The organism is Nocardioides luteus (assembly GCF_014648595.1).
Taxonomy (GTDB): Bacteria; Actinomycetota; Actinomycetes; order Propionibacteriales; family Nocardioidaceae; genus Nocardioides; species Nocardioides luteus.
Map to the genome: position 1 here is coordinate 67,949 of NZ_BMRK01000015.1, position 24,195 is coordinate 92,143.

The 24,195-nt window shown below is 70.4% G+C and carries 17 protein-coding genes and 1 pseudogene; 7 read left to right on the top strand and 11 right to left on the bottom strand.

What is annotated here, in order from left to right; all coding sequences use genetic code 11:
- The first annotated feature begins 209 nt into the window (after nucleotides 1-209).
- Nucleotides 210-1,094, top strand: coding sequence for a class I SAM-dependent methyltransferase (locus tag IEY81_RS17825; protein ID WP_229787959.1), 885 nt, complete (start codon nucleotides 210-212; stop codon nucleotides 1,092-1,094).
- A gap of 91 nt (nucleotides 1,095-1,185) precedes the next feature.
- Here the strand turns inward: IEY81_RS17825 and pgfA are convergent, their stop codons facing one another.
- Entirely contained in the window at nucleotides 1,186-2,148 is a 963-nt protein-coding gene (gene pgfA, locus IEY81_RS17830; RefSeq protein ID WP_189119838.1) for a cell envelope lipid trafficking protein PgfA, read from the bottom strand.
- Between the two features lie 143 nt (nucleotides 2,149-2,291).
- Between pgfA and IEY81_RS17835 the strand changes: the two genes are divergently transcribed.
- Both IEY81_RS17835 and IEY81_RS24290 read left to right on the top strand, forming a co-directional pair.
- Nucleotides 2,292-4,190, top strand: a complete 1,899-nt coding sequence (locus tag IEY81_RS17835; RefSeq protein ID WP_189119839.1) for a hypothetical protein — start codon at nucleotides 2,292-2,294, stop codon at nucleotides 4,188-4,190.
- Nucleotides 4,190-5,392 carry an acyltransferase family protein gene (locus IEY81_RS24290; RefSeq protein WP_306341459.1) on the top strand — a complete coding sequence of 401 codons (1,203 nt, stop codon included), beginning with the start codon at nucleotides 4,190-4,192 and terminating at the stop codon, nucleotides 5,390-5,392. The genes IEY81_RS17835 and IEY81_RS24290 overlap by 1 nt, the downstream gene beginning before the upstream one ends.
- Before the next feature lie 860 nt (nucleotides 5,393-6,252).
- Here IEY81_RS24290 and IEY81_RS24565 read toward each other — a convergent pair.
- A pseudogene (locus tag IEY81_RS24565) lies at nucleotides 6,253-9,573 on the bottom strand (alpha-(1->3)-arabinofuranosyltransferase domain-containing protein); the annotation flags it as partial.
- Nucleotides 9,492-10,277 carry a class I SAM-dependent methyltransferase gene (locus IEY81_RS17845; protein WP_229787960.1) on the bottom strand — a complete coding sequence of 262 codons (786 nt, stop codon included), beginning with the start codon at nucleotides 10,275-10,277 and terminating at the stop codon, nucleotides 9,492-9,494. The gene IEY81_RS17845 and the pseudogene IEY81_RS24565, both read right to left, overlap by 82 nt.
- Before the next feature lie 174 nt (nucleotides 10,278-10,451).
- Here IEY81_RS17845 and IEY81_RS17850 point away from each other — a divergent pair, with 174 nt between their 5' ends.
- Complete coding sequence (locus IEY81_RS17850) at nucleotides 10,452-11,570, top strand: glycosyltransferase family 4 protein (RefSeq protein WP_229787961.1); 1,119 nt, start codon at nucleotides 10,452-10,454, stop codon at nucleotides 11,568-11,570.
- Nucleotides 11,571-11,643: 73 nt separating this feature from the next.
- Here the strand turns inward: IEY81_RS17850 and IEY81_RS17855 are convergent, their stop codons facing one another.
- Together IEY81_RS17855 and IEY81_RS17860 are read right to left on the bottom strand one after the other, a co-directional pair.
- Entirely contained in the window at nucleotides 11,644-11,799 is a 156-nt protein-coding gene (locus IEY81_RS17855) for a hypothetical protein (RefSeq protein ID WP_189119842.1), read from the bottom strand.
- A gap of 20 nt (nucleotides 11,800-11,819) precedes the next feature.
- Nucleotides 11,820-13,508 (bottom strand): MmpA family trehalose lipid delivery protein, encoded by a 1,689-nt coding sequence (locus IEY81_RS17860; RefSeq protein WP_189119843.1) that lies wholly within the window; start codon nucleotides 13,506-13,508, stop codon nucleotides 11,820-11,822.
- Nucleotides 13,509-13,670: 162 nt separating this feature from the next.
- Between IEY81_RS17860 and IEY81_RS17865 the strand changes: the two genes are divergently transcribed.
- A complete protein-coding gene (locus IEY81_RS17865; RefSeq protein WP_229787968.1) occupies nucleotides 13,671-14,945 on the top strand; it encodes a lipopolysaccharide biosynthesis protein in 1,275 nt (424 codons plus the stop codon).
- Nucleotides 14,946-15,059: 114 nt separating this feature from the next.
- On the opposite strand, the gene IEY81_RS17870 is transcribed toward IEY81_RS17865, so the two are convergent.
- Both IEY81_RS17870 and polA read right to left on the bottom strand, forming a co-directional pair.
- Nucleotides 15,060-15,698 (bottom strand): chorismate mutase, encoded by a 639-nt coding sequence (locus IEY81_RS17870; RefSeq protein WP_189119845.1) that lies wholly within the window; start codon nucleotides 15,696-15,698, stop codon nucleotides 15,060-15,062.
- 133 nt (nucleotides 15,699-15,831) lie between these two features.
- Nucleotides 15,832-18,519, bottom strand: coding sequence for a DNA polymerase I (gene polA / locus IEY81_RS17875; RefSeq protein WP_189119846.1), 2,688 nt, complete (start codon nucleotides 18,517-18,519; stop codon nucleotides 15,832-15,834).
- Between the two features lie 162 nt (nucleotides 18,520-18,681).
- On the opposite strand from polA, the gene IEY81_RS17880 reads away from it, so the two are divergent.
- A complete protein-coding gene (locus IEY81_RS17880) occupies nucleotides 18,682-19,122 on the top strand; it encodes a hotdog fold thioesterase (RefSeq protein WP_189119847.1) in 441 nt (146 codons plus the stop codon).
- A gap of 164 nt (nucleotides 19,123-19,286) precedes the next feature.
- On the opposite strand, the gene IEY81_RS17885 is transcribed toward IEY81_RS17880, so the two are convergent.
- Nucleotides 19,287-20,534, bottom strand: a complete 1,248-nt coding sequence (locus tag IEY81_RS17885) for an ABC transporter substrate-binding protein (RefSeq protein ID WP_229787962.1) — start codon at nucleotides 20,532-20,534, stop codon at nucleotides 19,287-19,289.
- 310 nt (nucleotides 20,535-20,844) lie between these two features.
- Here IEY81_RS17885 and IEY81_RS17890 point away from each other — a divergent pair, with 310 nt between their 5' ends.
- Nucleotides 20,845-21,438, top strand: coding sequence for a GNAT family N-acetyltransferase (locus IEY81_RS17890; RefSeq protein WP_189119849.1), 594 nt, complete (start codon nucleotides 20,845-20,847; stop codon nucleotides 21,436-21,438).
- Nucleotides 21,439-21,501: 63 nt separating this feature from the next.
- Here IEY81_RS17890 and IEY81_RS17895 read toward each other — a convergent pair whose 3' ends face one another.
- The 3 genes from IEY81_RS17895 to IEY81_RS17905 are packed head-to-tail and all read right to left on the bottom strand — an operon-like array spanning nucleotide 21,502 to nucleotide 24,195.
- Nucleotides 21,502-22,281 carry an ABC transporter ATP-binding protein gene (locus tag IEY81_RS17895; protein ID WP_189119850.1) on the bottom strand — a complete coding sequence of 260 codons (780 nt, stop codon included), beginning with the start codon at nucleotides 22,279-22,281 and terminating at the stop codon, nucleotides 21,502-21,504.
- Entirely contained in the window at nucleotides 22,278-23,201 is a 924-nt protein-coding gene (locus IEY81_RS17900) for an ABC transporter ATP-binding protein (protein ID WP_229787963.1), read from the bottom strand. Before IEY81_RS17900 ends, IEY81_RS17895 begins: the two co-directional genes overlap by 4 nt.
- Nucleotide 23,202: 1 nt before the next feature.
- Nucleotides 23,203-24,195 carry a branched-chain amino acid ABC transporter permease gene (locus IEY81_RS17905; protein ID WP_189119852.1) on the bottom strand — a complete coding sequence of 331 codons (993 nt, stop codon included), beginning with the start codon at nucleotides 24,193-24,195 and terminating at the stop codon, nucleotides 23,203-23,205.

Consider the following 24,195-nt stretch of genomic DNA (forward strand, 5'->3'; position numbering starts at 1 on the left):
ACACACGTCTGGAGCCGTGGTCGACCACCTCTGCCAGGACCGGCACGAACAGGCTTCGTCGCCCGGTGTGAGCCGGCGGTCGAGGTAGCAAGCCAAGGTCCGCTAGGTCCGGGACCCGGGCAGACTTCAGACGCAGTTTCCAAGCCTACGCTCCGCGCACATGCCCCGTCCAACTGTCGACCTCACCGCACTGGGCATACGCTTGGAGCGTGGACCAAGCCATCAGCCCGGTCGCTCGACCGGAGGCGCCCGTCGATCCCGTCGACACCATCAGGGCCTTCACAGACACCGGCCCGGTCGTCAGAGCCGAGCGGCGCTCGGTCGACGAGGACGAGTCGCGCCGCGCCAACGGCCCCGACTGGGACAGGTACGCCGACGAGTACCAAGCGACCCACGGGCCGTTCCTCGGTGCGGCCGGGTTCGTCTGGGGTCCGGAGGGCCTGACCGAGGCCGACCTCGGCGTCCTCGGCGACGTGAGCGGCAAGGACGTGCTCGAGCTCGGCTCCGGCGCCTGCCAGTGCTCGCGATGGGTGAACACCCAGGGCGGCCGCGCGGTGGGTCTGGACCTCTCCGGCCGCCAGCTCCAGCACTCGCGCCGCCTCGACGAGCAGACCGGCGTGGTCGTACCCGCGGTGCAGGCCACCGCCACCGACCTGCCCTTCGCCGACGACTCCTTCGACGTGGTCTTCTGCTCCTTCGGCGCGCTGCAGTTCGTCAGCGACATCGCGCACGCGCTCGCCGAGACCGTGCGTGTGCTGCGCCCCGGCGGCCGCTTCGCGTTCTCGATCACCCACCCGACCCGGTGGATGTTCCCCGACGACCCCGGCCCCGAGGGCCTGATCGCCGCGCAGTCCTACTGGGACCGCACCCCCTACGTCGAGGTCGACGACGAGACCGGCAGGGTCTCCTACGTCGAGCACCACCGCACCCTCGGCGACTGGGTCTCGCTGCTGTCCGGCGCCGGGTTCCGGATCACCGACCTGGTCGAGCCGGAGTGGCCCGAGGGCCACGAGCGGGTCTGGGGCGGCTGGTCGCGCACCCGCGGTGTGCTCACCCCCGGCACCGCGATCTTCGGCGCCGACCTTCTCGGCTGACGAGATACCCGAAATAGGCGAAAGGTCCCGACCTGCTCGACCCTTGGAGGTCGAGCCTGTCGAGACCCGTCGCTCTACGTCCTACGTGCCCTCAGGCATCGACCAGCGTGCGGTCGTCGGCGGCGGCGTGGGAGCCGCCGTTGGGCTTGCGGCCGCTGAGGACCAGCCAGAGGCCGACCAGCAGGAACAGCAGGCCGGCGACGAGGCCACCGACCGGGATCCAGGTGCCGATCAGCGTCAGCTTGGAGATGTTGGCCTCCGCGTCCTCGGCGTTGGTCGAGACGGTCTTGTCGTCGTAGCTCATCTCGGCGTCGATCAGCACCATGCCGCTGCTGGTGACCATCTTCTGGGTCGCGGTCTGGTCGATGTAGGAGCCGGTGGTGGGCTCGACGTAGATCGTCTGGGTGGCCTCGTAGCTGCCGCGGACGTCGTCGTCGGTGTCGGCCTCGCCGTCCTCGCCCTTGGACAGGATCTCGTCGTCGGAGGAGGCGGAGACCTCGAACTGGTAGGTCTTCACACCCTCGACCTCGACGTCGTCGACGTAGGTCGCGATCACGGTGGTGCCGAGCGTGTCGTCCCAGTAGTTGTAGTCGTGGCGCTGGGTGTCGAACGGGAACTTGCCGGCCAGACCGGTCATCCCCTCGACGGCCCGCTCCTCGCCGACGTACTTGACCTGGTCCTTGACGACCTCGGAGGTCTTGCGGTCCATGGCGTAGGCACGCTCGGAGGCGGTCACCACGCGCTCGTCGTCCTCGGCCCGGGCACAGGTGGGCGTCTCGCCCTCCTGGATCATGATGCAGGCGGTCTCGACGAAGACGACCACCTCGTCGGTGGAGTCGTCCGGAGCCGCCTGCGTGGTCCGGGTGTACTTCACCGCCACCGGGGTGTCCGACTTGGCCAGAGCGCCGCTGGCGGTGCCTTCCAGGACCGTCTTCGTGTCGACGTTCAGCGGCACGGTCGCCGCGGCGTCCCTGCCCCAGAAACCTGCTACCGCGGCAGCGGCCAGCGCGAATGCGCCGACCAGCAAGAAGACATAACCAATCACTCTTCGCATGTTGTTGCCCCTCCCAAGGCCTTCGGGTCCCCCCCTCGATCCGCGAACCGTAGCAGCAATACCGGGGCCGGTGTGCAACGGGTCACAAACCATGGACGCAACGAGGCCGGAACCGTCGGTGATCTATGCGACACTTCGTCCTCGTGTCACTCCCCCACCCCGTATCGACCGCTGATGACAGCGTTCATGACGACCTGCTGGCAACGCGCCGTCAGGTGCTCGCTGCCGCGTCGGTGATGATCCTGGCCCAGCTCGCCTTCCGCGCCTGGGCGATCAGCGGCTCCTGGTATCGCTTCGACGACGCCAACTTCATGTCGAAGCTGATGTCGGACGGGCTCTCCGCCGACCTGCTCTTCCACGGGTTCGCCGGACACCTGATGCCGGGCGCGTTCGCGCTGACGGCCTACAACTTCGGCCTGGACCCGTACGCGTGGGCCTACCCGGCGATCGAGCTGCTGGTGCTCCAGGCGGTGGCGAACCTCGGTGCGCTGGTCTTCCTCTGCTCGGCGTTCGGCGTACGCCGCGGGATCCTGCCGCCGCTGGCGCTGTTCCTCTTCTCCTCGATCAGCCTGCCGGCGTTCCTGACCTGGGGCCCCGGGATCACCCAGCTGCCGTTCCTGGCCGCGATCTTCTGGGGGGCGTGGGCCCATCTGAACTACCTGCGCACCCGACGCTTCGGCTGGGCCCTCCTGGCCATGCTCATCACGCTGGCGGCGATCGCCTTCGGCGAGAAGGCGATGCTGCTCTTCTGGCCCTACGCCGTGCTGGCCCTGGGCTGGTTCGCCACCGGCGACATCCTCGCCCGGATGCGGACGCTGTTCACCACCTACCTGCCCGGCGTGATCCTCTACGGCATCGTCTCGCTCGGCTCGGTGGCGGCATACCTCTTCCTCGGAGCCTCCTCCTCGAAGGCGTCGGGCACGACCGACGCCAACGGCTTCGCCATGGTCGCCCAGCGGTTCCTGTTCGAGTCCTGGGCGCCCGGCGCGGTCGGTGGGCCGCTGCGCTGGACGTGGCTGGAGGGCAACTCGGCAGGCTGGTCCGAGCCAGGGGCGGTGGTCTCGGTGCTCGCTGTCGTCGCGCTGGCTCTGCTGACCTACGAGCTCGGCCGCACCCGCTCCATCCCGCTGCGCGCCTGGTGGCTGGTCGGCGGCATCCTGGTCATCGACATCGGGCTGATCACCGGCATCCGGGCCGGAGGGGTCGGCCCCGACATCGCGCTGGCCTACCGCTACCTCACCGACACCATCGCGGTCACCGCGATGGCGCTCGCGCTGGCCACGCTGCCCCTGCGCGGGGCGGTGGAGACGCTCGCTCCGACGCGTACCTCCGCCTTCCTGGACGTGCCCAAGCGGGTCGCCGTGGTCACCGCGATCGTCGCCGGGCTGGGGCTCTTCTCGTCCTTCTCCTACGCCCAGGGCTGGCACGAGGACGACAACACCAGGCGCTACATCGACACCGTCCAGGCCGACCTGGCCGACGTGGACGAGCCGCTGCCGATGGCCGACGGCCCGGTGCCGGAGTGGATGGTCTGGGGTGCCTCACACCCCTACAACCAGGTCAGCCGGGTGCTGCGGCCGCTGGCCGACAAGATGGAGTTCCCGCGGGCCAGCACCGACCACCTCTACCTGGTCGACGAGGACGGCCACATCCGCCCGGCGGCGGTCGACCCCGAGCGCCGCGCCATCGGTGCCGTCGCCGCCTCGCAGAGCCGCGACAAGTGCACGATGCGGATCCGGCAGACCCCGCTCCAGGTCGCCTTGGACGGCGGTGTGGACGGTGCCGGGTGGTGGGTCCGGGTCTCCTACGTGGCCGGCGCCGACGACGCCGGCCGGATGCGGGTCACCGCTGGCGACCACAGCTACGACGTGGACATCCGGCCCGGGTTCCGCAGCCTCTACCTGCGCACCGGCGAGGGCCGGTTCGACACCCTGGAGTTCCAGAGCCTGACCCCGGGCTCGAAGCCGTGCCTCGGCGGCGTCGAGATCGGCAACGTGGTGCCGTTCGGTGACCCGATCTCCGGCCCGGAGGCCGAGGAGTGATGGACCGCCGGTTCCTCACCCTCGACGCGCTGCGTGCCGTCGGGGCGCTGATGGTGGTGCTGACCCACGTCGGCTTCCACACCGGCCGCTATCCGCAGGGCTGGACGGGGGCGATGATCGCCCACCTCGACCTCGGCGTGGCGATCTTCTTCGTGGTCTCCGGGTTCCTGCTGGCCCGTCCGTGGTTCGCGGCCAGCGCCGCCGGCACCCGGCCGCCGAGCACCGGCCGCTACCTGTGGAAGCGCGCGCTGCGCATCCTGCCGCTCTACTGGGTCGTGGTCGCGGTCTGCCTGATCTTCGCGCCGGCCAACTCAGACGTCGGCCTCGGTGGCTGGATCGCCAACCTGACCCTGACCCAGATCTACACCCAGGAGACCCACGCCTACGGCCTGGCCCACATGTGGAGCCTGTGCACCGAGGTCGCCTTCTACCTCGCCCTGCCGCTGGTGGTGCGGCTGCTGACGCCCCGCTCCCGCCTGGACGTACGCCGCGTGCTGGTCGTCTCGCTGGTCCTCTCGATCGGCGGCGTGGTCTTCGCCGCCGGCGCCCGCACCTGGTTCGACCAGCCGTTCGCGGCCGAGTGGCTGCCGGCGTACCTGCCGTGGTTCCTGGCCGGCACCGCCCTGGCCGCCTGCTCGGTCGACCCCGGCATGCGAGCACGCCTGGACATCGCCGCCCGCGACCTGGCCGGCTGGTGGCTGCTGGCCCTGGGACTCTTCGTGGCCGCGTGCACGCCGATCACCGGGCCGACCGGGCTCGTGGACACGCCGACGCCGGCTGAGTCGGCGCTCAAGTGCGTGCTCTACTGCGCGGTCGCGGTGTGCATCATCGTGCCGCTGGTCTTCGGGCCCGAGCTGGAGGGGCCCGTGCGGCGGTGGCTGGCCGGGCCCGTGCCCAGCGGGCTCGGCGAGATCTCCTACGGCATCTTCTCCATCCACATGTTCGTGCTGCTCATGGGCATGGAGCTGCTCGGCTTCGGCACGTTCAACGACCGCTTCTGGACCGTGCTGGGGATGACCGTCGTGGTCACCGTGCCGCTGGCGGCGCTGTCCTACTTCCTCCTCGAGCGCCGGGTGATGCGCCTGCGCGGCTGGCGGCCGGTCAGGGGCGCCTCGTCGCGCCAGCCCACCGAGAGCCTCAGCCGCGGCTCGGCCGAGGCGGCCGCCGCGACGAGCACCAGCGCGAGCAGCGAGAGCGCCTGAGCCGTCCAGGCGGGCGGGTCCCAGGGCATCTCCCAGGCGGTCGGGAGGATCTCCACGGCCAGGGCCCCGGCGAGCAGCGCAGCCCCTGATCCGGTGGCCAGCAGGCGCACCACGGCGGGGCTGCGGCCGGTCACGCGCGGCAGCAGCCAGGCCGCGACGGACGCCAGGGCGCCCCACCAGCCGGCGAGCAGGCCGGCGACGAGGGTGAGCACCCCCAGGTCGTACCAGCGCCACGGTGCGGCGACCGGGAACAGCTCGAGGCTGGGCGGGGTGCCACGGCGACGCCACGAGGTCACCAGCGCGAGCGCCAGGACGATCGCCGCGCCGATGCCGCCGGCGATCAGCCCGGCGCGATAGGCACCGTCGGGCGCGAAGCCGAAACGTACCTCTCCGCTCGCGCCTGCCGGCACGATCCAACCCTGCTGCCAGCCGTCGACGCGCTGGGCTCGCAGGGTCTCGCCGTCGAGGGTCGCGGTGGCGCCGGGGTTGATGTTCTGCGGGAGCACCAGGACCCGGTCGTACGGCTCGGCGGAGACGGTCGCGGAGACCGCGGCGTCACGGTCGTCGCGCTCGACCGAGACCGGCACCGGCGGCTCGGCGTCCGGGATGACGTCGGCGCTGAGCTCGAGGCTGTCGACGCGGAGCGCGGTGCCCGGCTGGGCCAGCAGCGTGTTCTCCCCCGGCTCCAGCTCTACGGGGTCCTTGTCGCACACCTTCAGGTGCACGTCGACGCCGCGCAGCAGGTCGGAGAGCGACCCGCTGACCGAGGTGCGGACCTGACGGTCGCCGACCTCGATGCGCGGCCCGTCGGCACAGCCGGCCTCGAGCCGACCCTTCCCGAGGGGGCGGTCGTTGATCCGCAGCTCGGTGATGCCGACGGGGACCTCGGAGGCGTCGGCCAGGCTCGAGGGCTGGTCGTAGGCGGCGTCGGTCTCGGTGACCAGGATCTTCAGCCGGTCGGTGCGCCAGGCCCGGGGCAGCTCCACGGTGCCGTCCTCGCCGACCTTGCGGGTGACCGAGCGCTTCTTGGGGCGGCGCAGGTCGGTGACCTCCACCTCGGTGGGGGCGCTGACCGCGGCGGCCTCGTTGACCAGGAGCTGCAGCGACCTGACCCGCTGCCGCTCGGGCAGCCTGAGGGTCACCGCGGCCTCGCCGGTCGTGGGAGCCCGCCACGAGGTGCCCTCGTCGCGGTCGACCATCGCGAGCGCCGACTGGGCGATGTCGCCACGGCTCGGGGCGGTGATGTCGACGCCCGCGAGCTTCGCGGCCGCGGTGGCGTAGGCGTGGTCGCGGCGCAGCGAGACGGTGCCGGTGATGCCGAAGGACTGGCCGCGAGTGAGGGTCACCAGCCGGTCCAGATCGTCGCCGTCGTCGCCGTGGTCGGCCAGGAACGGCTCGCAGTAGAGCACCCCGCTCTGGTCGATGCAGCCGTTGCGGTCGGCGTCGCGGCTGAGCCGGATCTTGCGGATCGTGGCGTCCTCGGGAGGCTCGGGCAGCGCGACCATCCGCTGCGGCTCGACGCCCTCGATCTCGAGCTCGCTGATCCCCCAGGGCCCGTACGTCGCGGCTCCGCGCGCGGTGATGGTGAGGTTGCGGGCGCTGAAGCCGGTGAGGTCGTAGGTCGCCTCCTCCCCCGGCTGCGGGGCGTAGACCTTCCGCATCTGCGCACCGGCGACGAGCTCGAGCCGCTCGACGCCGATCACGTTCGCGGGGATGGAGATGGTCACCTTGCCGAGGTCGACCTCGTCCTCGAAGCGCACCCGGAACCAGGCGCCCTCGGGGCTGCGCCCCCAGCCGGTCTCGGTGCGCCACTCGGTCTCGGGGTCGCCGTCGAGGGCAGCGGACGGTGCGCGGCCCCGGTCGACCGGGAGGTCGCTCGGCATCGCTGCCGAGCTGGAGGCCTCCACGGCCTCGACGCCGCGCCAGACCAGGGTGCTCTGCCAGCGCTCCTGGTCCTCGAGGTAGCGGTGGAAGTTCTCCGGCTTGTCGGAGTCGACGCCCTGCTCGGCGGTGCGGGTCGCCGAGGTGTTCTCGCGGACTCCCGAGAAGAGGGTCGTCCGCCGCCGCTGCCCGTCGGTGAGGATGACGTCGGTGCGTTCGGCACCGCCGTCCTCGGCCCTGGTGTCGTCGGCGGTCAGGACCGCCGGGGCACCGCTCGCTGGCTCACCGGGGTCGCCCATCACGGTCGTCCGGGCCGGGATCAGGGTCGCGCCGGAGGTGGCGTCGTCGACCTCGTAGATCTCGATCGGCGGGTACTCCCCCGCCAGGCCGCCGTCGACGAGCACCCGGGTGCCCTTCTCCCGGTGGTAGGTCGTGTTGCCGAAGTCGTCGCCGAAGCGCTTCTCCCGGGTCAGGCCGGGTGACTGGTCGAGGGTCGAGTGGACGAGCGAGGGCGGCGGCGCGCCGGTGGTGCCCCAGTGGAGGTCGTTGCGCACCAGCAGCCGGGTGACGCCGGCCTTGGCGAGCATCGGCGCCAGGTCGCTGCTCGGGCCGCCGCGCTCGAGCTCCTCGGTGACCCGGTCGAGCCAGACCACGTTGCCGGGCTCGGCCAGCGGCACCACGCCGCGTACGGCCCAGCGGGAGTCGGCGTAGGGCTGGAGGACCTCGTCGTGGGTGCTGCCCCACAGGTAGTCGCCGAACCGCGCTGCGGGGACGACCAGGGTGACGCCGCCGTCGTCGTTCTCGGAGAGGTAGTCGGCGGCCTCGGTCCAGAAGGACGGGACGTTCTCGATCGAGCCCGGGGGCGGCACCTGGCCGCGTACCCACGGCACCGCCAGGCCGGCCAGCGAGGCGACCACCGCGATCACGAAGACGGTGCGCAGCCACTGCGCAGCCTTGGAGGTCGCCGCCGCGCGCCGGGCGAGCTCGGCCCGGAAGAGGATCGTCTCGACGGTGAGCACGACCCCGGCGGCCAGGCCGATGCGGAGCACCGCGTCGTACTTGTGGCTGTTGCGCACCGCGGCCAGGGCGCCGTCGACCAGGTCCTGGCGGGACTCGGCGCCCCAGCCGGCCAGCGCGCCCGTGTAGCCGATCCCGACCAGGACCGCCCCGGCCAGCACGCAGCCGATCAGGAACCGGCTCTCCGGGTGCTTGCGGGCCCGGCCCAGGCCGGCCAGCCCGGCCAGGCCGATCGCGACCACCGCGGCCGCGTCGAGGACCAGGTAGGGAGTCGCGTGCAGGCTCTGCCCGGCCGGGTAGTAGATCGGGTCGGCGTAGGCGACCCAGTCGGAGGTGCCGAGCAGCGTCGGCAGCAGACCGGTGGTGGAGGAGGTCACCGCAGCGGTCTCGATGTAGTCGAGGAAGGGCGGGATGTAGCGGCCCTGGAGCAGCAGCGGGATGGTCCACCACAGGGTGGCCAGGATCGTCATCGCGCCCCACAGGACCAGCACCGCGAAGCGTCTGGCGCCGGTGCGGGTCAGCAGGAAGACCACGCCCGGCACGAGCACCGCCGAGACCGCGGTGGCGTTGACGCCGCCCGCGCAGGCGACCGCGAGCGCGGCCACCGCGCACCAGCGCAGCAGGTCCTTGGTCGTGGTCGTGCCGCTGGCCCGGATGACCGCGAGCAGCACCCACGGCGCGACCGCGGTCGGCCACAGCTCGACCGAGTTGGCGCCGAGGATGGTCATCACCCGCGGCGTCAGGACGTACGCGGCGGCACCCGCCACCTGCGCCCACGGCCGTCCCAGCCGCAGCTCGCGGGCGAGCAGGAGGATGCCGAGGAAGGCCAGGTTGAGCAGCAGCGCCCACCACAGCCGCTGGATCACCCACTCCGGCAGCGTGGCCAGCTTGCCGAGCCCGTAGAACGGGCCCATCGGCCACAGGTAGCCGATCGCCTGGTTCTGCACCTGACCGAAGGCGCCCTGGGCGTCCCACATCCGCAGCGCACGGGCCAGGAAGGCCCACGGGTCGGCGCTGAGGTCGAACTTGGTGTCGGCGACGATCCGGCCCGGCGCCTGGGTGAAGGTGATCGCGGTCAGGATCGCGACGTACGCGGCGACCCGGAGCTTCGAGGTGGCCGAGGGTGGCGGCGAGGCGATCGGCTCGACGGTGGGCTCGGGGATCGGTTCGACGACGGGCTCGCCGACGGTCGGGCCCTGCGTCACGTCTTGCGCAGCACGAGCAGGAGGTTCCACGAGAGCACCTCCCTCACCACCGGGACCCGCATCAGCCACGCCGCCCACGCAGGGTGGTAGCGCGGGACCGCGGCCAGGATCTCGGCGTTGCCCGCCCGGCGCTGGGCGCGCGCCCAGCGCAGCCCGGCGGAGGCGGTCGCGGCGTACATCGACTCGCCGAACCTGTTCTTGGGCTCGTGGCCGTGCTTGCGCAGATAGCGACGGCGGGCGAACCGGCCGCCGAGCAGGTGCCACGGGCTGGTCTCGTGGCCGCCCCACGGGCCCCACCACAGCGTGTAGGAGCAGAACAGGACGCCACCGGGCTTGGTGACCCGGAGCATCTCGTCGAGCATCGCGGTCGGGGTCGGGACGTGCTCGAGCACGTTGGAGGAGTAGCAGGCATCGACGCTCCCGGTGCGGACGGGAAGCCGCATCCCGTCGCCGAGCATGCTGCCCTCGGCCACGATGCCGGCGCCCTGCATCTCACCGGCGTCCGCGTCGAGTGCCAGGTAGGTCGCGCCGGCCTTCATGAAGGCGTCGCGGAAGTAGCCAGGGCCGCCGCCGACGTCGAGCAGCACGGTGCCGTCGAGGGTCTCGCCGTCGGTGTAGTGCGCCAACTGGCCGACGGAGTCCGCGGCGAGGGCGGTGTAGAAGCGTGCCGGGTCGGTCTGCTCGACGCGAAAGTCGCTGAAGAGACGTACGGAGCGCCCCAGCGTCGCCTTCCAGCCGATGCCGGCCGCGGCGTGGCGCTGGGAGTCGAGGAGGTTCGGCACGGCGGGAACCCTAACCGATTACCCCAACGGGTGTGCATTTGATCACGAAATGTCCTACTCTCCAGTAACTGCGTGACCCCTGGGGAGGGAGCGCTCAGCAGCGGGGAACTGCGAGATTCAGGGGAGCACTGTCTTTTGCGCGCGAGAGAGGGAGCGCAGCTGACCGGCGGCCATGTGGCCGTGTTCAGCTGGCGCGACACCGACAATCCTGAAGCAGGTGGAGCCGAGCACTACCTCCACCAGATCACGGCCGGCCTCGTGGAGGCCGGCGCACGGGTGACCGTCTTCACGGCTTCCTACCCGGGCGCGCGCGCCCGCGAGGAGCGCGACGGCATCCGCTATGTACGCCGCGGCGGCAAGCTCAGCATCTACCTGTGGGGCGTGCTGCTGCTCGCCCTCGGCCGGCTGGGCCCGATCGGTCGCGTGGACGCGGTCATCGACGTGCAGAACGGGCTGCCGTTCTTCACGCCGCTCGGCACCCGCGCCCCGGTGGCGGTGCTCGTCCACCACGTCCACCGTGAGCAGTGGCCCGTCGTCTACCCCGGCCTGTCCGGGAAGATCGGCTGGTGGGTCGAGTCCCGGCTCGCGCCGCGGCTCTACCGCCGCAAGCAGTACATCGCCGTCTCCCGAGCCACCCGGGCCGAGCTGGCGACGCTCGGCGTCGACCCCGCCCGGGTCGCCGTGGTGCACAACGGTTCCGCGCCGGCGCTGAGCGACCGGCCCGCGAAGACCGAGCACCCCTCGATCTGCGTCGTCGGCCGGCTGGTGCCGCACAAGCGGGTCGAGCTCGCGGTCGACGCCGTGGTGGCGCTGCGTGCGACCCACCCGGACCTGAGGCTGACCATCGTCGGCGGTGGCTGGTGGGCCGACGAGCTGGCTGCGTACGTCTCGCGGGTGGGGGCCGATGAGTTCGTGGAGCTGCTCGGGCACGTCGACGAGGAGACCAAGGAGGCTGTCTACGAGCGCTCCTGGCTGATGGCGCTGCCGTCGCTGAAGGAGGGCTGGGGCCTGGTGGTCACCGAGGCCGCCCAGCACGGCACCCCCACGGTCGCCTTCCGCGGCGCGGGCGGCACGACCGAGTCGATCGACGACGGCGAGTCCGGGGTGCTGGTCGAGGACCAGGCCGGGTTCGTGGCCGCGCTCGACCATCTGCTCGGTGACGAGATCCGCCGCAAGGAGCTGGCCGAGGGTGCCCGCTGGCACGCGCGCAAGCACACCTGGGAGCAGAGCCAGCTCAACTTCAACGCCGTGCTCTCCTCGACCCTGCAGGGGCAGATCGTCAGCGCTGACTGAGACTCTCTATACAGACGACGACAGAGAAGGGGCCCGGCGGTGATCCGCCGGGCCCCTTGTCAGCTCTGTCGAGTCAGTCGTTCGTGCCGTACTGAATCGTCGACTCAGAGACGCTCGGAGGATTATCGACGGTGCTGTCCGTGCTGCTGGTGACGACTCCGACGATGGTCGCTGCGGCGACTCCGCCGCCCACAAGAATGCTGGCGACAATGGCAATGATGTTGCCCATGGATATGTGACCTCCCTCTCCTAGCCGGGAACCCTAGCAGTCTGCCGGCGAACAATACTGATCAGTAGCAAAACTGTTGACGTTGTGGCGACGAGCCACGCGACGGCGTAGGCCGCCCACGCTCCGGCGACGGCTGCGAGCGCCACCGGACCGGTGGAGTATCCAACCAGAGGGCCGCTGCGCTCCGGCATCCGCTGCAGCAGAAGGCCGCTGCCCTCGAAGACCGTCTCCCCGCTCACCTGCGCGGAGTCGCCGGCGGTGCGGTCGGTGATGACGTACCCAATCCCGAGGCGGCTCAGTGCTGCCGAGCGGGTCTCGGGGTCGGCCTCGGCGAGGGCCTCGGCGGCTGCGGTCGCGCGCGGGTCCTCACCCTCGATCGCGGTGCTGCCGACGACGAGGTCGCCGTTGACGACGCTGGGGCGGGTCAGCATCCGCGGCAGCGGGTCGAGGACGGGGCGGGCGCCGTTCCACTCGGGTGCGCGGTAGGACGACCACGGCAGGACGAGTACGTCACCCGCTGCCGTCTCCTCCTCGAGCGCCGCCCGGGCCTGCTGCCACTGGTCGGGGTATTCAGCGGTGCCGATGCCGCCGGCGAGGCCCCAGGCGGCGTCGGGGAGCACCGCGATCGGAGCGAGCGCGACCACGACGGCGGCCGCCCAGCGGGGTGCGGTGCCGCGGAGCCGCTCGCGCACGGCGTCGATCCCGGCCGCAGCGGTCAGGACGAGCAGCGGCAGGCCCAGCGGGAGCAGGCGGCTGCTGTCGCGGAACAGCGCGAGGCCGGGGACGTGCCGGGCGAGGTCGTCGAGCGCGAGCGGGGCGATCCAGCCGGCGAGCGCGATCGCGAGCCCGGCCACCCAGAGCGCGAGGATCGGGGCGCGTCCGCTCTCCGAGGTCCACCACCTGCGCGCGCCGGCCGCGACGAGAGCCGCGAGCAGGAGCAGCGCCGGCCAGGCCAGCCAGCTCTCCCGGCTGTCCGGGACGACCGAGGTGTTCCAGATCCCGCCGAGCGCGAGGGCTGCCAGCGGGGCCGGCAGGGCGTCGCCGCGCAGCGCGAAGACCTCGAAGCCGGAGGAGGCGGTGGCCTCGGCGGTGTGGGCGAGGCCGGTGACCAGCCACGGTGCGTTGACGGCGAGGAGAGCGACGAGGAGCAGCACCGGGCGCCGGCCACGGCGCAGACCGGTGGCGAGGGGGACGGCACCGGTGAGGATCCCCGCGCTCGCGCTCAGACTGCCGGCGATCAAGACCGGCAGCAGCCACACCGGGCTCCGCTCCCCCGCCGCCCACCGGCGACCGGCGATGACGAGCCAGGGCACCGCGGCGTAGGCCAGCAGCATCGGCCAGTGGCCCATCCACAGCCGCTCGGCGACGTACGGGCTCCAGAGGGTCAAGCTCACCACCGCCACCCGTGCGGTCAGCGAGCGGTGCCGGGTGAGCTCGGCCGCCCCCGCTCCGGCGAGCACCAGCGCGCCCACCAGCACGATCTTCTGCAGCGCGAGGCCCGGGATCACCTCGTCCAGCACCGCGACCACCGCGTCCGACGGCACCGCCCGAGGCAGCCCCGTCCCGAGCCCGAGCACGTCCGAGGTCAGCGCGAGGTCGGGCACCCACACCATGTCGTAGGTCAGCACGAACCCCGGCCCCAGCGCCGGCCCGAGCATCAGCACCGCGAGCACCGCCGCCCACAAGGTAGGCACCCACCGCTCGCTCACGCGGCAACCCTAGGCCCACACCCGCCGAGACGGCAGTTCTGTCGGCCGAGACGGCAGTTCTGTCGGCCGAGTCGGCACTTGTGGCGATCGAGTTTCGAAACTGGGCGGATGCCGGTGCCGGCATGTGACCTCTCGCGCCCTAGGCTTTCTCAGGTGCCCACGATGACCGCCAGCCCGACGAGCGCGCGTCGGCGCAGGCTGTCCGCGCTCGTCCGCAGCAGCGGCTTCCTCGCGGTCTGCATCATGGTCACCAACGTCTCGACCTACGGCTTCCAGATCATCGCCGCCCGGATCCTGGGCCCGGGGCAGTACGGCGGCGTCGCGTCGATGATGTCGCTGCTCCTCGTCGTCGGCGTGGTCCAGCTCGGGATGCAGGCGACCGCGTCCCGGCGGGTGACCGGCACCCCCGGCCAGGAGCGCGTCATCGAGCAGACCGTCCTGCGCGCGACCTACCGGGCAGCGATCGTGGTCGGCCTGGTCATGCTCGTCGCGTCCCCCCTGGTGTGGCGGCTGCTGCGGCTCGACTCGATCTACCCGGCCCTGCTGGTCGCGGTGTGCGCGGTGCCGCTGACGGTCATGGGCGGGCAGGCCGGCGTGCTCCAGGGCGAGCGCCGCTGGCTCGGGCTGGCGATGGTCTACCTCGCCCTCGGCATTCCGCGGGTCGTGATCACCACGGCAGCGATGTGGGTACGCCCCACCGAGGGCGCCGCCATGGCCGGTGTCGCGCTGGCACAGTTCGCGCCGGCGATCGTCGGCTGGTGGGTGCTGCGCCGCCACACGAACGCCACCGAGGCCGAGACCGACACGACGACCGCCGCGGCCGCGAAGGCAGGCCGGATCAAGCCCGTCGTCGTCGAGATGCTCCACGGGTCGTTCGCCCTGCTCGGCTTCTTCGCCCTCTCCAACGTCGACATCCTGCTCGCCCGCAACGTGCTCTCCGACCACGTCTCCGGGCTGTACGCCGGCGGCCTGATCCTCACCAAGGCCGTGCTGTTCCTGCCGCAGTTCGTGGTGATCATCGCCTTCCCGTCGATGTCGGCCGAGGACAGCCGCCGCTCCGCACTGATCAAGTCGCTGGCCCTCGTCGGCGGCCTCGGTGCGTGCGCGATCGCCGGCGCGTGGCTGCTGTCCGGGCTCGCGATGATCTTCATCGGCGGCCCCGACTACGCCGAGATCGAAGGACTGCTCTGGGTCTTCGCGATCCTCGGCACCGTGCTGTCCGTGCTCCAGCTGCTCGTCTACTCGGTGCTCGCCCGGCGCAGCCGCCTCTCGGCGTACCTGCTCTGGATCGCGGTCGTCGCCGTCCTCGGCCTCGGCGCCATGCAGACCACCGCCGAAGGTCTCGTCTGGACGGTCCTCAGCGTCGACGCGATCCTGGCCGCCGTCCTGCTCTCGGTCACCTTCTGGCGGCTCGGCCAGACGCCCGCTCGTCGCTGAGACGGCCGCCGGTTCGGGATAGTCCAGGGAGTTTCGGTCGGTCTACTCGTCAGTAACCGACCGAAACTCCCTGGAGTACCCGAAAATCACCGCTCGGGCGTGTCGCACGCCAGGTCACTCACCGAGGCGGCACACCGAGTGCGTCGCCTCCGTCAGCGCGCGGCGGTGAAGGGCATCCAGATGCTCGGTCGCGGCACCGGTGAGGTTCGCCAGGGACTGCTGCACCGCACAGGAGACAGGCTTTCCGCGTACGGCCTGGGTTCGCTCGAGCTCGTCGAGCAGGGCCACGGTCAACCGGTCGAGCTGCTCGCGGATCTCGGCGAGGTCAGGGCGGGTTGTCGGCGCCTCCTCCGGGTGGCTCGTCCAGCGGTCGAACAGCCCCTGCTGCACGATCTTGCTCGCGGTGATCTGGTCGCTGAAGAACCTCCCCGCCTCGTCGGGGTCGACTCCGGAGGCATCCGCCTGGGCTCGCACCTGCTCGAGGACCTGCGCCTCGCGCACCGGGTCCTCGATCGGGGAGTCGGTGCCGAACTTGGAGGCGGCCACCTGGTCGCCCACGAGGATGCGCTGGATGACCAGGTCGGTCAGCGGGCCGAGGGCGCCCAGCGGCTTGGCCGGGCCGCCCGCGACCGACCTGAAGTCGACCGCCGCAGGAGCCGCCGCGGACACCGGGTGAGCGACGGCGAGCGTAGAGACGGCCGCGATGGCCGCAGCGGGGATGGCGTAGCGCGCCGTGTGCTTGGACAGGTTCATCGATCTACCTTCACGAGATGGGTGTCGCATTGCCCGAAAGAGACAGAACGATCGGTCTCTTTTACGATGCCGGAGAAAGCCCCGGACGTCAATCCGGAGCTTCAACCTGCGGACGCGGCCGGTTGGCCAGGCGTCAGTGCGCGGCCTCGTGCCAGGAGAGGCCGGTGCCGACGGAGACGTCGAGCGGGACGTTGAGGTCGGCGGCCGAGCCCATCTGCTCGCGGACGAGCGCCTCGAGCGCCTCCCGCTCCCCCGGCGCGACCTCGAAGACGAGCTCGTCGTGGACCTGGAGGAGCATCCGAGAGGTCAGGCCGGTCTCGTCGAGGGCGGCCTGCACCCGGAGCATCGCGACCTTGATCAGGTCGGCGGCAGAACCCTGGATGGGAGCGTTCAGCGCCATCCGCTCGGCGGTCTCCCGGCGCTGACGGTTGTCGGAGAGCAGGTCGGGCAGGTAGCGGCGGCGACCCATGATGGTCTCGGTGTAGCCGGTGCGCCGCGCCTCGCCGACCAGGCTGCGCAGGTAGTCACGGACGCCGCCGAAGGTCTCGAAGTACTCCTCCATCAGGCCGCGTGCCTCGCTCGGCTCGATGCCGAGCTGCTGGGAGAGACCGAAGGCGGACAGGCCGTAGGCGAGCCCGTAGTTCATCGCCTTGATCTTGGCGCGCTGCTCGACCGAGACGGCGTCGGGGTCGACACCGAAGACCCGCGCAGCGGTGATCGAGTGGAAGTCGCGGCCCGAGCGGAACGCCTCGATGAGCAGCTCGTCCTCGGAGAGGTGAGCCATGATCCGCATCTCGATCTGGCTGTAGTCGGCCGTCATCAGGGACTCGTAGCCGTCGCCGACGACGAAGCCCTTGCGGATGCCGCGGCCCTCCTCGGTGCGTACGGGGATGTTCTGCAGGTTGGGCTCGGTCGAGGAGAGCCGCCCGGTGGCCGCGATCGTCTGGTTGAACGTGGTGTGGATGCGCCCGTCGGGCTGCACGGTCTTCAGCAGACCCTCGATCGTCACCCGCAGCCTGGTGACGTCGCGGTGGCGCAACAGGGCGAGCAGGAACGGGTGCTCGGTCTTGACATAGAGCTGCTGCAGCGAGTCGGCGTCGGTGGTCCAGCCAGTCTTGGTGCGCTTGGTCTTCGGCATGTCGAGCTCGTCGAAGAGCACCACCTGCAGCTGCTTGGGCGAGCCGAGGTTGATCTCCTTGCCGATGACGCCGTAGGCCTCGTCGGCGGCCTGCTTCATCTGTCCGGCGAAGTGGCGCTCCAGCGCGTCGAGGTGCTCGGTGTCGACGGCGATGCCGGTCTTCTCCATCCGCGCCAGCAGGTGCAGCAGCGGGAGCTCGACCTCCGACAGCAGCCGGTGACCCCCGGCGGCCTCCACCGCCGAGTCGAGCTCGACGGCCAGATCGATCACCGCCCGCGCGTAGAGCATGGTCGTCCTGGCGACGCCGTCGCCACCGACCTCGTCGTCACCGAAGAGCGACTCCTGGCCGCTCTCGTCCTCCTGCTTGAGCTCACGCTTGAGATAGCGCAGCGTCAGGTCGGCGAGGTCGTAGGAACGCTGGTCGGGCGCCACGATGTAGGCCGAGAGCGCGGTGTCGGTCACCAGCCCGGCCAGCGTCCAACCGTGGGCGTCGATCGCCAGCGACGGCCCCTTGGCGTCGTGCATGATCTTCGGCTTGGCCGGGTCCGCCAGCCAGCCGGCCAGCGCCGCCTCGTCCTCCGGGGTCAGCTCCGCCACCCCGACGTACGCAGCCCGCTCCAGCGTCGCGAACCCGAACCCGTCCACCCGGCCGGTGCCGGAGCCCCAGCTGCCGCGCACGTGCACCCCGACGGGGGTGGTGCCGAGGTCGTCGAGGAACGCCCCGACCCCGCCCGGTGCCAGCGTCTCGCCGACCAGCGCGAAGCCGCTGTCGTCGATCGGGGTGTCGTCCTCCGGGGCGAGCACGTCGGTGATCCGGGTGCGGATCTCGCCGCGGAACTCCAGCTCGTCGAGAAGCTCGAGGGCAGCCGCCCGGTCCCACTCGACCCGGCCCAGGTCCCCCGGGCCGATCTCGAGGGGCAGGTCGCGGACCAGGGCGTTGAGCCGCCGGTTGCGCATCACGTCACCGAGGTGGGCGCGCAGGTTGTCGCCGGCCTTGCCCTTGATCTGGTCGGCGTGGGTGATCACGTTGTCGAGGCCGTCGTAGGTGTTGATCCACTTCGCGGCGGTCTTCGGGCCGACGCCCGGGATGCCGGGGAGGTTGTCGGAGTCCTCGCCCACCAGCGCGGCCAGCTCGGGGTAGCGGTGGGGCGGCACGCCGTACTTCGCCTCGACGGCCTCCGGCGTCATCCGGGCCAGGTCGGAGACGCCGCGCATCGGGTAGAGCACCGTCGAGGACTCGGTCACCAGCTGCAACGAGTCGCGGTCACCGGTCAGGATCAGCACCTCCATCCCGGCCTCGAGCCCCTGGGTGACCAGGGTCGCGATGATGTCGTCGGCCTCGTAGCCCGCAACGGAGAGATGACGGATGTGGAGCACGTCGAGCAGCCGCTGGATCAGTGGCAGCTGGGACTTGAACTCGTCGGGCGTCTTGTTGCGCTTGGCCTTGTATTCGGAGTATTCCTCCAGCCGGAAGGTCTGGCGCGAGAGGTCGAAGGCGACCGCGACATGGGTCGGGGTCTCGTCGCGCAGCACGTTGACCAGCATCGAGGTGAAGCCGTAGACGGCATTGGTGTTCTGCCCCGTGACGGTCGAGAAGTTCTCCACCGGCAGGGCGAAGAATGCCCGGTAGGCCAGCGAGTGCCCATCGAGAAGGAGCAGTCGGTCACGCGTCACATCAGCCACGGTCCGACTCTATCCACGACCACCGACATTCGAACCTGCGGCACGGCGACGAAGGAGCCGAGGCGCAACGAGAGAAGGTCGAGCAAGCGCAGCGGGTGAGCCTGCGAAGACGCGAAGCGGGTCGAGACCCACCGGTGGACAGCCGCGTGCGAACATGCGTCCATGACCGAAGCACTCCACACCACCGACCCCACCGAGATCGCGAAGTTCGTGTCGCTCCCCCAGGGCGCGGGCGCGCTCAACGAGAAGATGGGGGTCGAGATCATCGAGATCTCGGCAGAGAAGGTCGTCGGCACGATGCCGGTCGACGGCAACACCCAGCCCTACGGCCTGCTCCACGGTGGCGCCTCGGTCGTCCTCGCCGAGACCCTCGGCTCGATCGGCTCCGGCATCCACGGCGCCTCGCTCGGCAAGATCGCCGTCGGCGTCGACATCAACGCCACCCACCACCGCTCGGCGACCTCCGGCACCGTCACCGGCACGGCGACCGCCATCCACCTGGGGCGCAGCTCGGCGGCGTACGAGATCGTGATCACCGACGAGCGCGGCAAGCGGGTCTGCACCTCGCGGATCACCTGCGCGCTGATCGACGGCGCCAAGTAGGCACATACGCGAAGGGTCCCGGAACCGTTCGGTTCCGGGGCCCTTCGTTGTCGATGTCACTCAGCGTGTAGATCTCGACCCGCTTCGCGGGTTCGCAAGCTCACCCGCTGCGCTCGCTCGATCTCTTCGCGTTGTGACCTGCGACTTCGTCGCAGGTCACAGGCTCAGACCTCGCCCGCGATGTACTTCACGGGGGCGTAGGTGCCCTTGTCGTTGTACTGGTAGATACCGATGGACGCAGCCGTCGGGCTACCGGTCTCGCCGAGCTCGATCGGGCCCGACTTGCCGTCGTAGTCGATGTCCTTGCCCTCCTCGAGGAGCTTGACGCAGTCGGCGAAGGTCTCGCACTTCTCACCACCGGTGGTGATGTCGACGATCTCCTCGGCGACGGCCTCACCGGAGTCGTTGTCGGCCTTGATCGCCGCCAGCGCGGAGACGATCGTGGCGTCGTAGGACTCAGCAGCGTAGGAGTAGTCCTTCAGCTTCGGGTTGACCTTGAGCAGCTGCTGCTTGAAGTCCCCGGCGGTCTCGGCGCCGGGGAGGGTGCCCTTGACGCCCTTGAGCTCGCCCTTGCTGAAGTCGGCGGAGTAGTCCGAGAGGTTGCCGTCCACGAAGTAGGTCGGCACCTTCGCCGGGCCCACGCCCGCGGAGATGAGCTGAGGGATGAGCTTCTTGGTCTCCTCGAACGCGATCACGACGACCGCGTCGGCGCCCGAGCCCGCGATCTCGTTGATCTGGGCGCTGTAGGAAGAGGCGTCCTCGGAGTAGAACGCCGTGGTGGCGACCTTCGAGCCGGCGCCCTCCAGGTTGGCCTTGACCTCCTTGGCCAGCGTCTCACCGTAGGCGTCCTGACGGGACAGGATGGCCACGTTGGTGCGCTTGTCCTCGAGCAGCAGGTTGGCCATGACGGCGCCCTGCAGGATGTCGGACGGAGCCGTACGGAAGTAGAGGTCCGGCTTGGAGTAGTCGCCCTCGTCGAACTCGGTCGAGGTGTTGGCCGGGGAGAACATCACGGTGCCGGAGGACATGATCTTGTCGATCACGGTCATCGACACGCCCGAGGAGGCGGTGCCGATGATGACGTCGGACTTGGCGTCGATGAGCTTGTCGGCCTCGGCCGGAGCGATCGCCGAGGTCGTGTCACCCGCGTCGGCGACGACTCGCTTGACCTCCTTGCCGAGCACACCGCCAGCCGCGTTGATGTCCTGGATCGCCAGGTCGGAACCGGCGAACTCGGGCGGGCCGAGGAACGCGAGGCTGCCGGTCTGCGGGAGGAGCTGGCCGACCACGAAGGTGCCGTCGCCCTTGGCGGGCGCCTTCTTCTCGGGCTCCTCGGAAGCGGTCTCGCCACCACCACAGGCGGCGAGGGAGAAGCTGAGCGCCAAGGCGCCGGCGCCTGCGGTCAGCTTCATCCAGGTAGAGGATGATGAGTTCACTGCTGTAGTCCCTCTTTCGTATGTGCTGGCCCGGCCAACGTCGGACCTTGCGGAGTCACACTAGAGACGCGCAGGGGGTGAATCACCCGAGGTACCTGTCTTTTCACCAATCCGTTACATCTCCCCCATGGCATCATTGCCTGGGTTGCCGCGATGATCGGCTTCGTATCGTCGGCACCGAGGTGACCAATGATCACTCGGAAAGCTCGATTACGGACGTGAACGGGCACGATCGTGGAGGAATTGTGATGATCTGTAGCCACCGCACCCCTGGAGGACCGACTCGATGAGCAAGGTGCCGGTGACGATGCGAGAGGCCAGGGCCGACGACGCGCTCTTCCTTCTCGGCATCTGGCAGGACGCGCTGCGGATGGCAGACACCCAGACCCAGCTGGGCGATCTCGAGACCATCATCCGCGACGCCGACGCCTCCCCCGACCAGCGCCTCCTGGTCGCCGAGTGCGGCAGCGAGCCGGTCGGCGCCGTCTTCGTGCGCGCGACGACCTTCGGGCCGCTCAACCTGGAGCCGACGGTGCAGATCTTCGCGCCCCACGTCGTCCCGTCCTTCCGGCGCCGCGGTGTGGGCCGGATGCTGATGGACTCGGCCGTCGTCTTCGCCGAGGAGCGCGGCGTACGGACGGTCGCTGCAGCGGGCTCGTCCGGCGGCCGCGACGGCAACCGCTTCCTGGCCCGCCTCGGCCTCGGCGCGCAGGCGGTCATGCGGGTGGCACCGACCGCCGTCGTACGCTCCAGGCTCAACGTCCTCGGCCGGGCCCTGCCCCATCGCACCCGCCTGCAGCGCGGCCAGATGCAGTCGAGCACCGTCAGCGAGCTGCTCGCCGCCCGGCGCTCCCAGCGTCGTTCGCACACCGTCGCCTGAGCACCGCACGAGAGAGGCCCCGGAGCACGATGCTCCGGGGCCTCTCTTCGGTTCAGGACCTGCTCAGTCGCCCTTGGCACCCAAGGTGCCGAGGTAGAGCTCGATCACCTTCGGGTCGTCGGCCAGCGCCCGGCCCGGGCCGGTGTAGGCGTTGCGGCCCTGGTCGAGGACATAGCCACGGTCACAGATCTGCAGGCAGCGGCGGGCGTTCTGCTCGACCATCACGACCGAGACCCCGGCCTTGTTGATCTTGCGGGTCTGCACGAACACCTCGTCCTGCATGACCGGCGAGAGGCCCGCGGAGGGCTCGTCGAGCAGCAGCACGGAAGGCTCCATCATCAGCGCCCGGCCCATCGCGACCATCTGGCGCTCACCGCCCGAGAGCCCACCGGCCCGCTGCTTGCGGCGCTCGCCCAGCGCCGGGAAGATCCCGGTGACGAAGTCGAACCGCTCGGAGAACTTCTTCGGGGCCTGGTAGCAGCCCATCTCGAGGTTCTCCTCGATGGTCAGGCTCGGGAAGACGTTGTTGGTCTGCGGGACGAACCCGATCCCGCGGGTGACCAGCTCGTCGGCCCGCTTGCCGGTGATGTCCTCTCCGTTGAGCTGCACCGTGCCCTCGTGGATCTTCACGAGTCCGAACAGCGCCTTGAGCAGCGTCGACTTGCCGGCTCCGTTGGGGCCGATGATGCCGACCAGCTCGCCGGGCTGGCAGTAGAGGTCGGTGTCGTTGAGGATGTTGACCCCGGGCAGGTAGCCGGCGATGAGCCCGTCGGCACGGAGCACCGCACCCTCGGCCTCGCTCAGGTGCTTCGCGCGGAACTCTTCCGCATCGCTGGACGTCACTTCGAGTCCTCCTCTTGGGCGATCTCGGCCTCGACCTCGGCCTCGAGCCGCTCCTCGTCGAGCTCGCTCAGATCGGTGTCGTGGTGGGCGCCGAGATAGGCGTCGATGACCCGCTGGTCGGCCATGACCGCCGCCGGGGTGCCCTCCGCGACGATCTTGCCCTGGGCCATCACGATGACCCAGTCGGAGATGTCGCGGACCATGTCCATGTCATGCTCGACGAACAGGACCGTACGGCCCTCGTCGCGCAGCGACTTCACGTGGCCGAGCAGGGACTGCTTCAGGGCCGGGTTCACACCCGCCATCGGCTCGTCCAGCATGACCAGCTCCGGGTCGACCATGAGCGCGCGGGCCATCTCCAGCAGCTTGCGCTGACCGCCCGAGAGCGATCCGGCGAAGTCCTCGCGCTTCTTGTCGAGCAGGAAGCGCGCGAGCAGGTCGTCGGCCTTCTCGGTGACCGACTGCTCCTGAGCGCCCCACAGGAACTTGAAGGGCGCGGCCCAGAACCGCTCCCCCTTCTGCCCGGTGGCGCCCAGGCGCATGTTCTCGATCACGGTGAGCTTGGCCAGCACCTTGGTCAGCTGGAAGGTGCGTACCATCCCGAGACGGGCGACCTTGTAGGGCGCCACGCCCTTGAGCGACTTGCCCTCCAGGCTCCAGGATCCGGTGTTCGGCTGGTCGAAGCCGGTCAGCAGGTTGAAGAACGTCGTCTTGCCGGCGCCGTTGGGGCCGATCAGCGCGGTGATCGCACCACGCTGGATCTCGACGTGCTCGACGTCGACGGCGGTCAGACCACCGAACGTACGGGTGATGTTGTCGGCGACCAGGATCGGGTCGGGCTTCTTCGCGCCCGGCTCGGTGCTCACGCCGGCGAGGCCGGCGGGGCCGGTCTTGATCTCAGAGTTGCTCTGGTCGGTCATGTCAGCGTCCATCGATCGCGATCTCCCTACGGTCGCCGATGATCCCCTGTGGACGGAAGATCATCAGCAGCATGATGGCCAGACCCAGGACGATGTAACGGATCAGGCTGGCCTGGGTGTCGGACATGATCACCTCAGGGATCCAGCCGCCCTCGCCCGCGGACTGGCTGAAGAACGAGCCGAGACCGGCGATCAGGAACCAGAACAGCACCGACCCGATGACCGGACCCATCACCCGGCCGGCACCACCCAGGAGCAGCGCCGCGAAGGCGTAGAAGGTCATCAGCGTCGAGTAGTCGCTCGGCACCACGGAGGCCTGCTTGAGCGCCAGGAACATGCCGCCCAGACCACCGATCACGCCACCGAGCGCGAGAGCCTGCATCTTGTAGGCGAAGACGTTCTTGCCCAGCGAGCGGACGGCGTCCTCGTCCTCACGGATGGAGCGGAGCACGCGTCCCCACGGGCTGCGCATCAGCGCCCACACCAGCACGCAGCACACCGCGACCAGGATCCAGCCGACGGTCAGCGACCACAGGTCGTTGCGCCCGAAGGAGACGACGCCCAGGTCGATGCCGCTGGAGTAGGGGTTGGCGCGCTGGAACGGTCCGGCGTAGCCGTTCAGACCGTTGGAGCCACCGAAGGTGTCCTTGGTCTCGACCGCGCCGAAGACGAACCGCAGCACCTCGGCGGAGGCGATCGTGACGATCGCCAGATAGTCGGCACGCAGTCGCAGCGTCGGCACACCGAGGACGACCGCGAGCAGGAGCGGAGCCACGATCGCCATCAGGATGCCGAGCCAGAACGGTGCGTCGAAGGTGACCACCGTGACGGCCATGCCGTACGCACCCACCGCGACGAACCCGGCCTGGCCGAAGTTGAGCAGGCCGGTGTAGCCGAAGTGGACGTTGAGGCCGATGGCGGCCAGGGCGAAGACGATCGCCTGCGGGCCCAGCGCCTGCTGCAGCGCGGCCCGGAGAATCTCGAGAATGTCCAT

What these genes read in the sequence shown, in the direction of transcription:
- pgfA (WP_189119838.1), bottom strand. Translation starts at nt 2,148, where the DNA reads ATGCGAAGAGTGATTGGTTATGTCTTCTTGCTGGTCGGCGCATTCGCG.
- IEY81_RS24290 (WP_306341459.1), top strand. Translation starts at nt 4,190, where the DNA reads ATGGACCGCCGGTTCCTCACCCTCGACGCGCTGCGTGCCGTCGGGGCG.
- IEY81_RS17855 (WP_189119842.1), bottom strand. Translation starts at nt 11,799, where the DNA reads ATGGGCAACATCATTGCCATTGTCGCCAGCATTCTTGTGGGCGGCGGA.
- IEY81_RS17865 (WP_229787968.1), top strand. Translation starts at nt 13,671, where the DNA reads ATGACCGCCAGCCCGACGAGCGCGCGTCGGCGCAGGCTGTCCGCGCTC.
- IEY81_RS17870 (WP_189119845.1), bottom strand. Translation starts at nt 15,698, where the DNA reads ATGAACCTGTCCAAGCACACGGCGCGCTACGCCATCCCCGCTGCGGCC.
- IEY81_RS17880 (WP_189119847.1), top strand. Translation starts at nt 18,682, where the DNA reads ATGACCGAAGCACTCCACACCACCGACCCCACCGAGATCGCGAAGTTC.
- IEY81_RS17885 (WP_229787962.1), bottom strand. Translation starts at nt 20,534, where the DNA reads ATGAAGCTGACCGCAGGCGCCGGCGCCTTGGCGCTCAGCTTCTCCCTC.
- IEY81_RS17890 (WP_189119849.1), top strand. Translation starts at nt 20,845, where the DNA reads ATGAGCAAGGTGCCGGTGACGATGCGAGAGGCCAGGGCCGACGACGCG.
- IEY81_RS17900 (WP_229787963.1), bottom strand. Translation starts at nt 23,201, where the DNA reads ATGACCGACCAGAGCAACTCTGAGATCAAGACCGGCCCCGCCGGCCTC.
- IEY81_RS17905 (WP_189119852.1), bottom strand. Translation starts at nt 24,195, where the DNA reads ATGGACATTCTCGAGATTCTCCGGGCCGCGCTGCAGCAGGCGCTGGGC.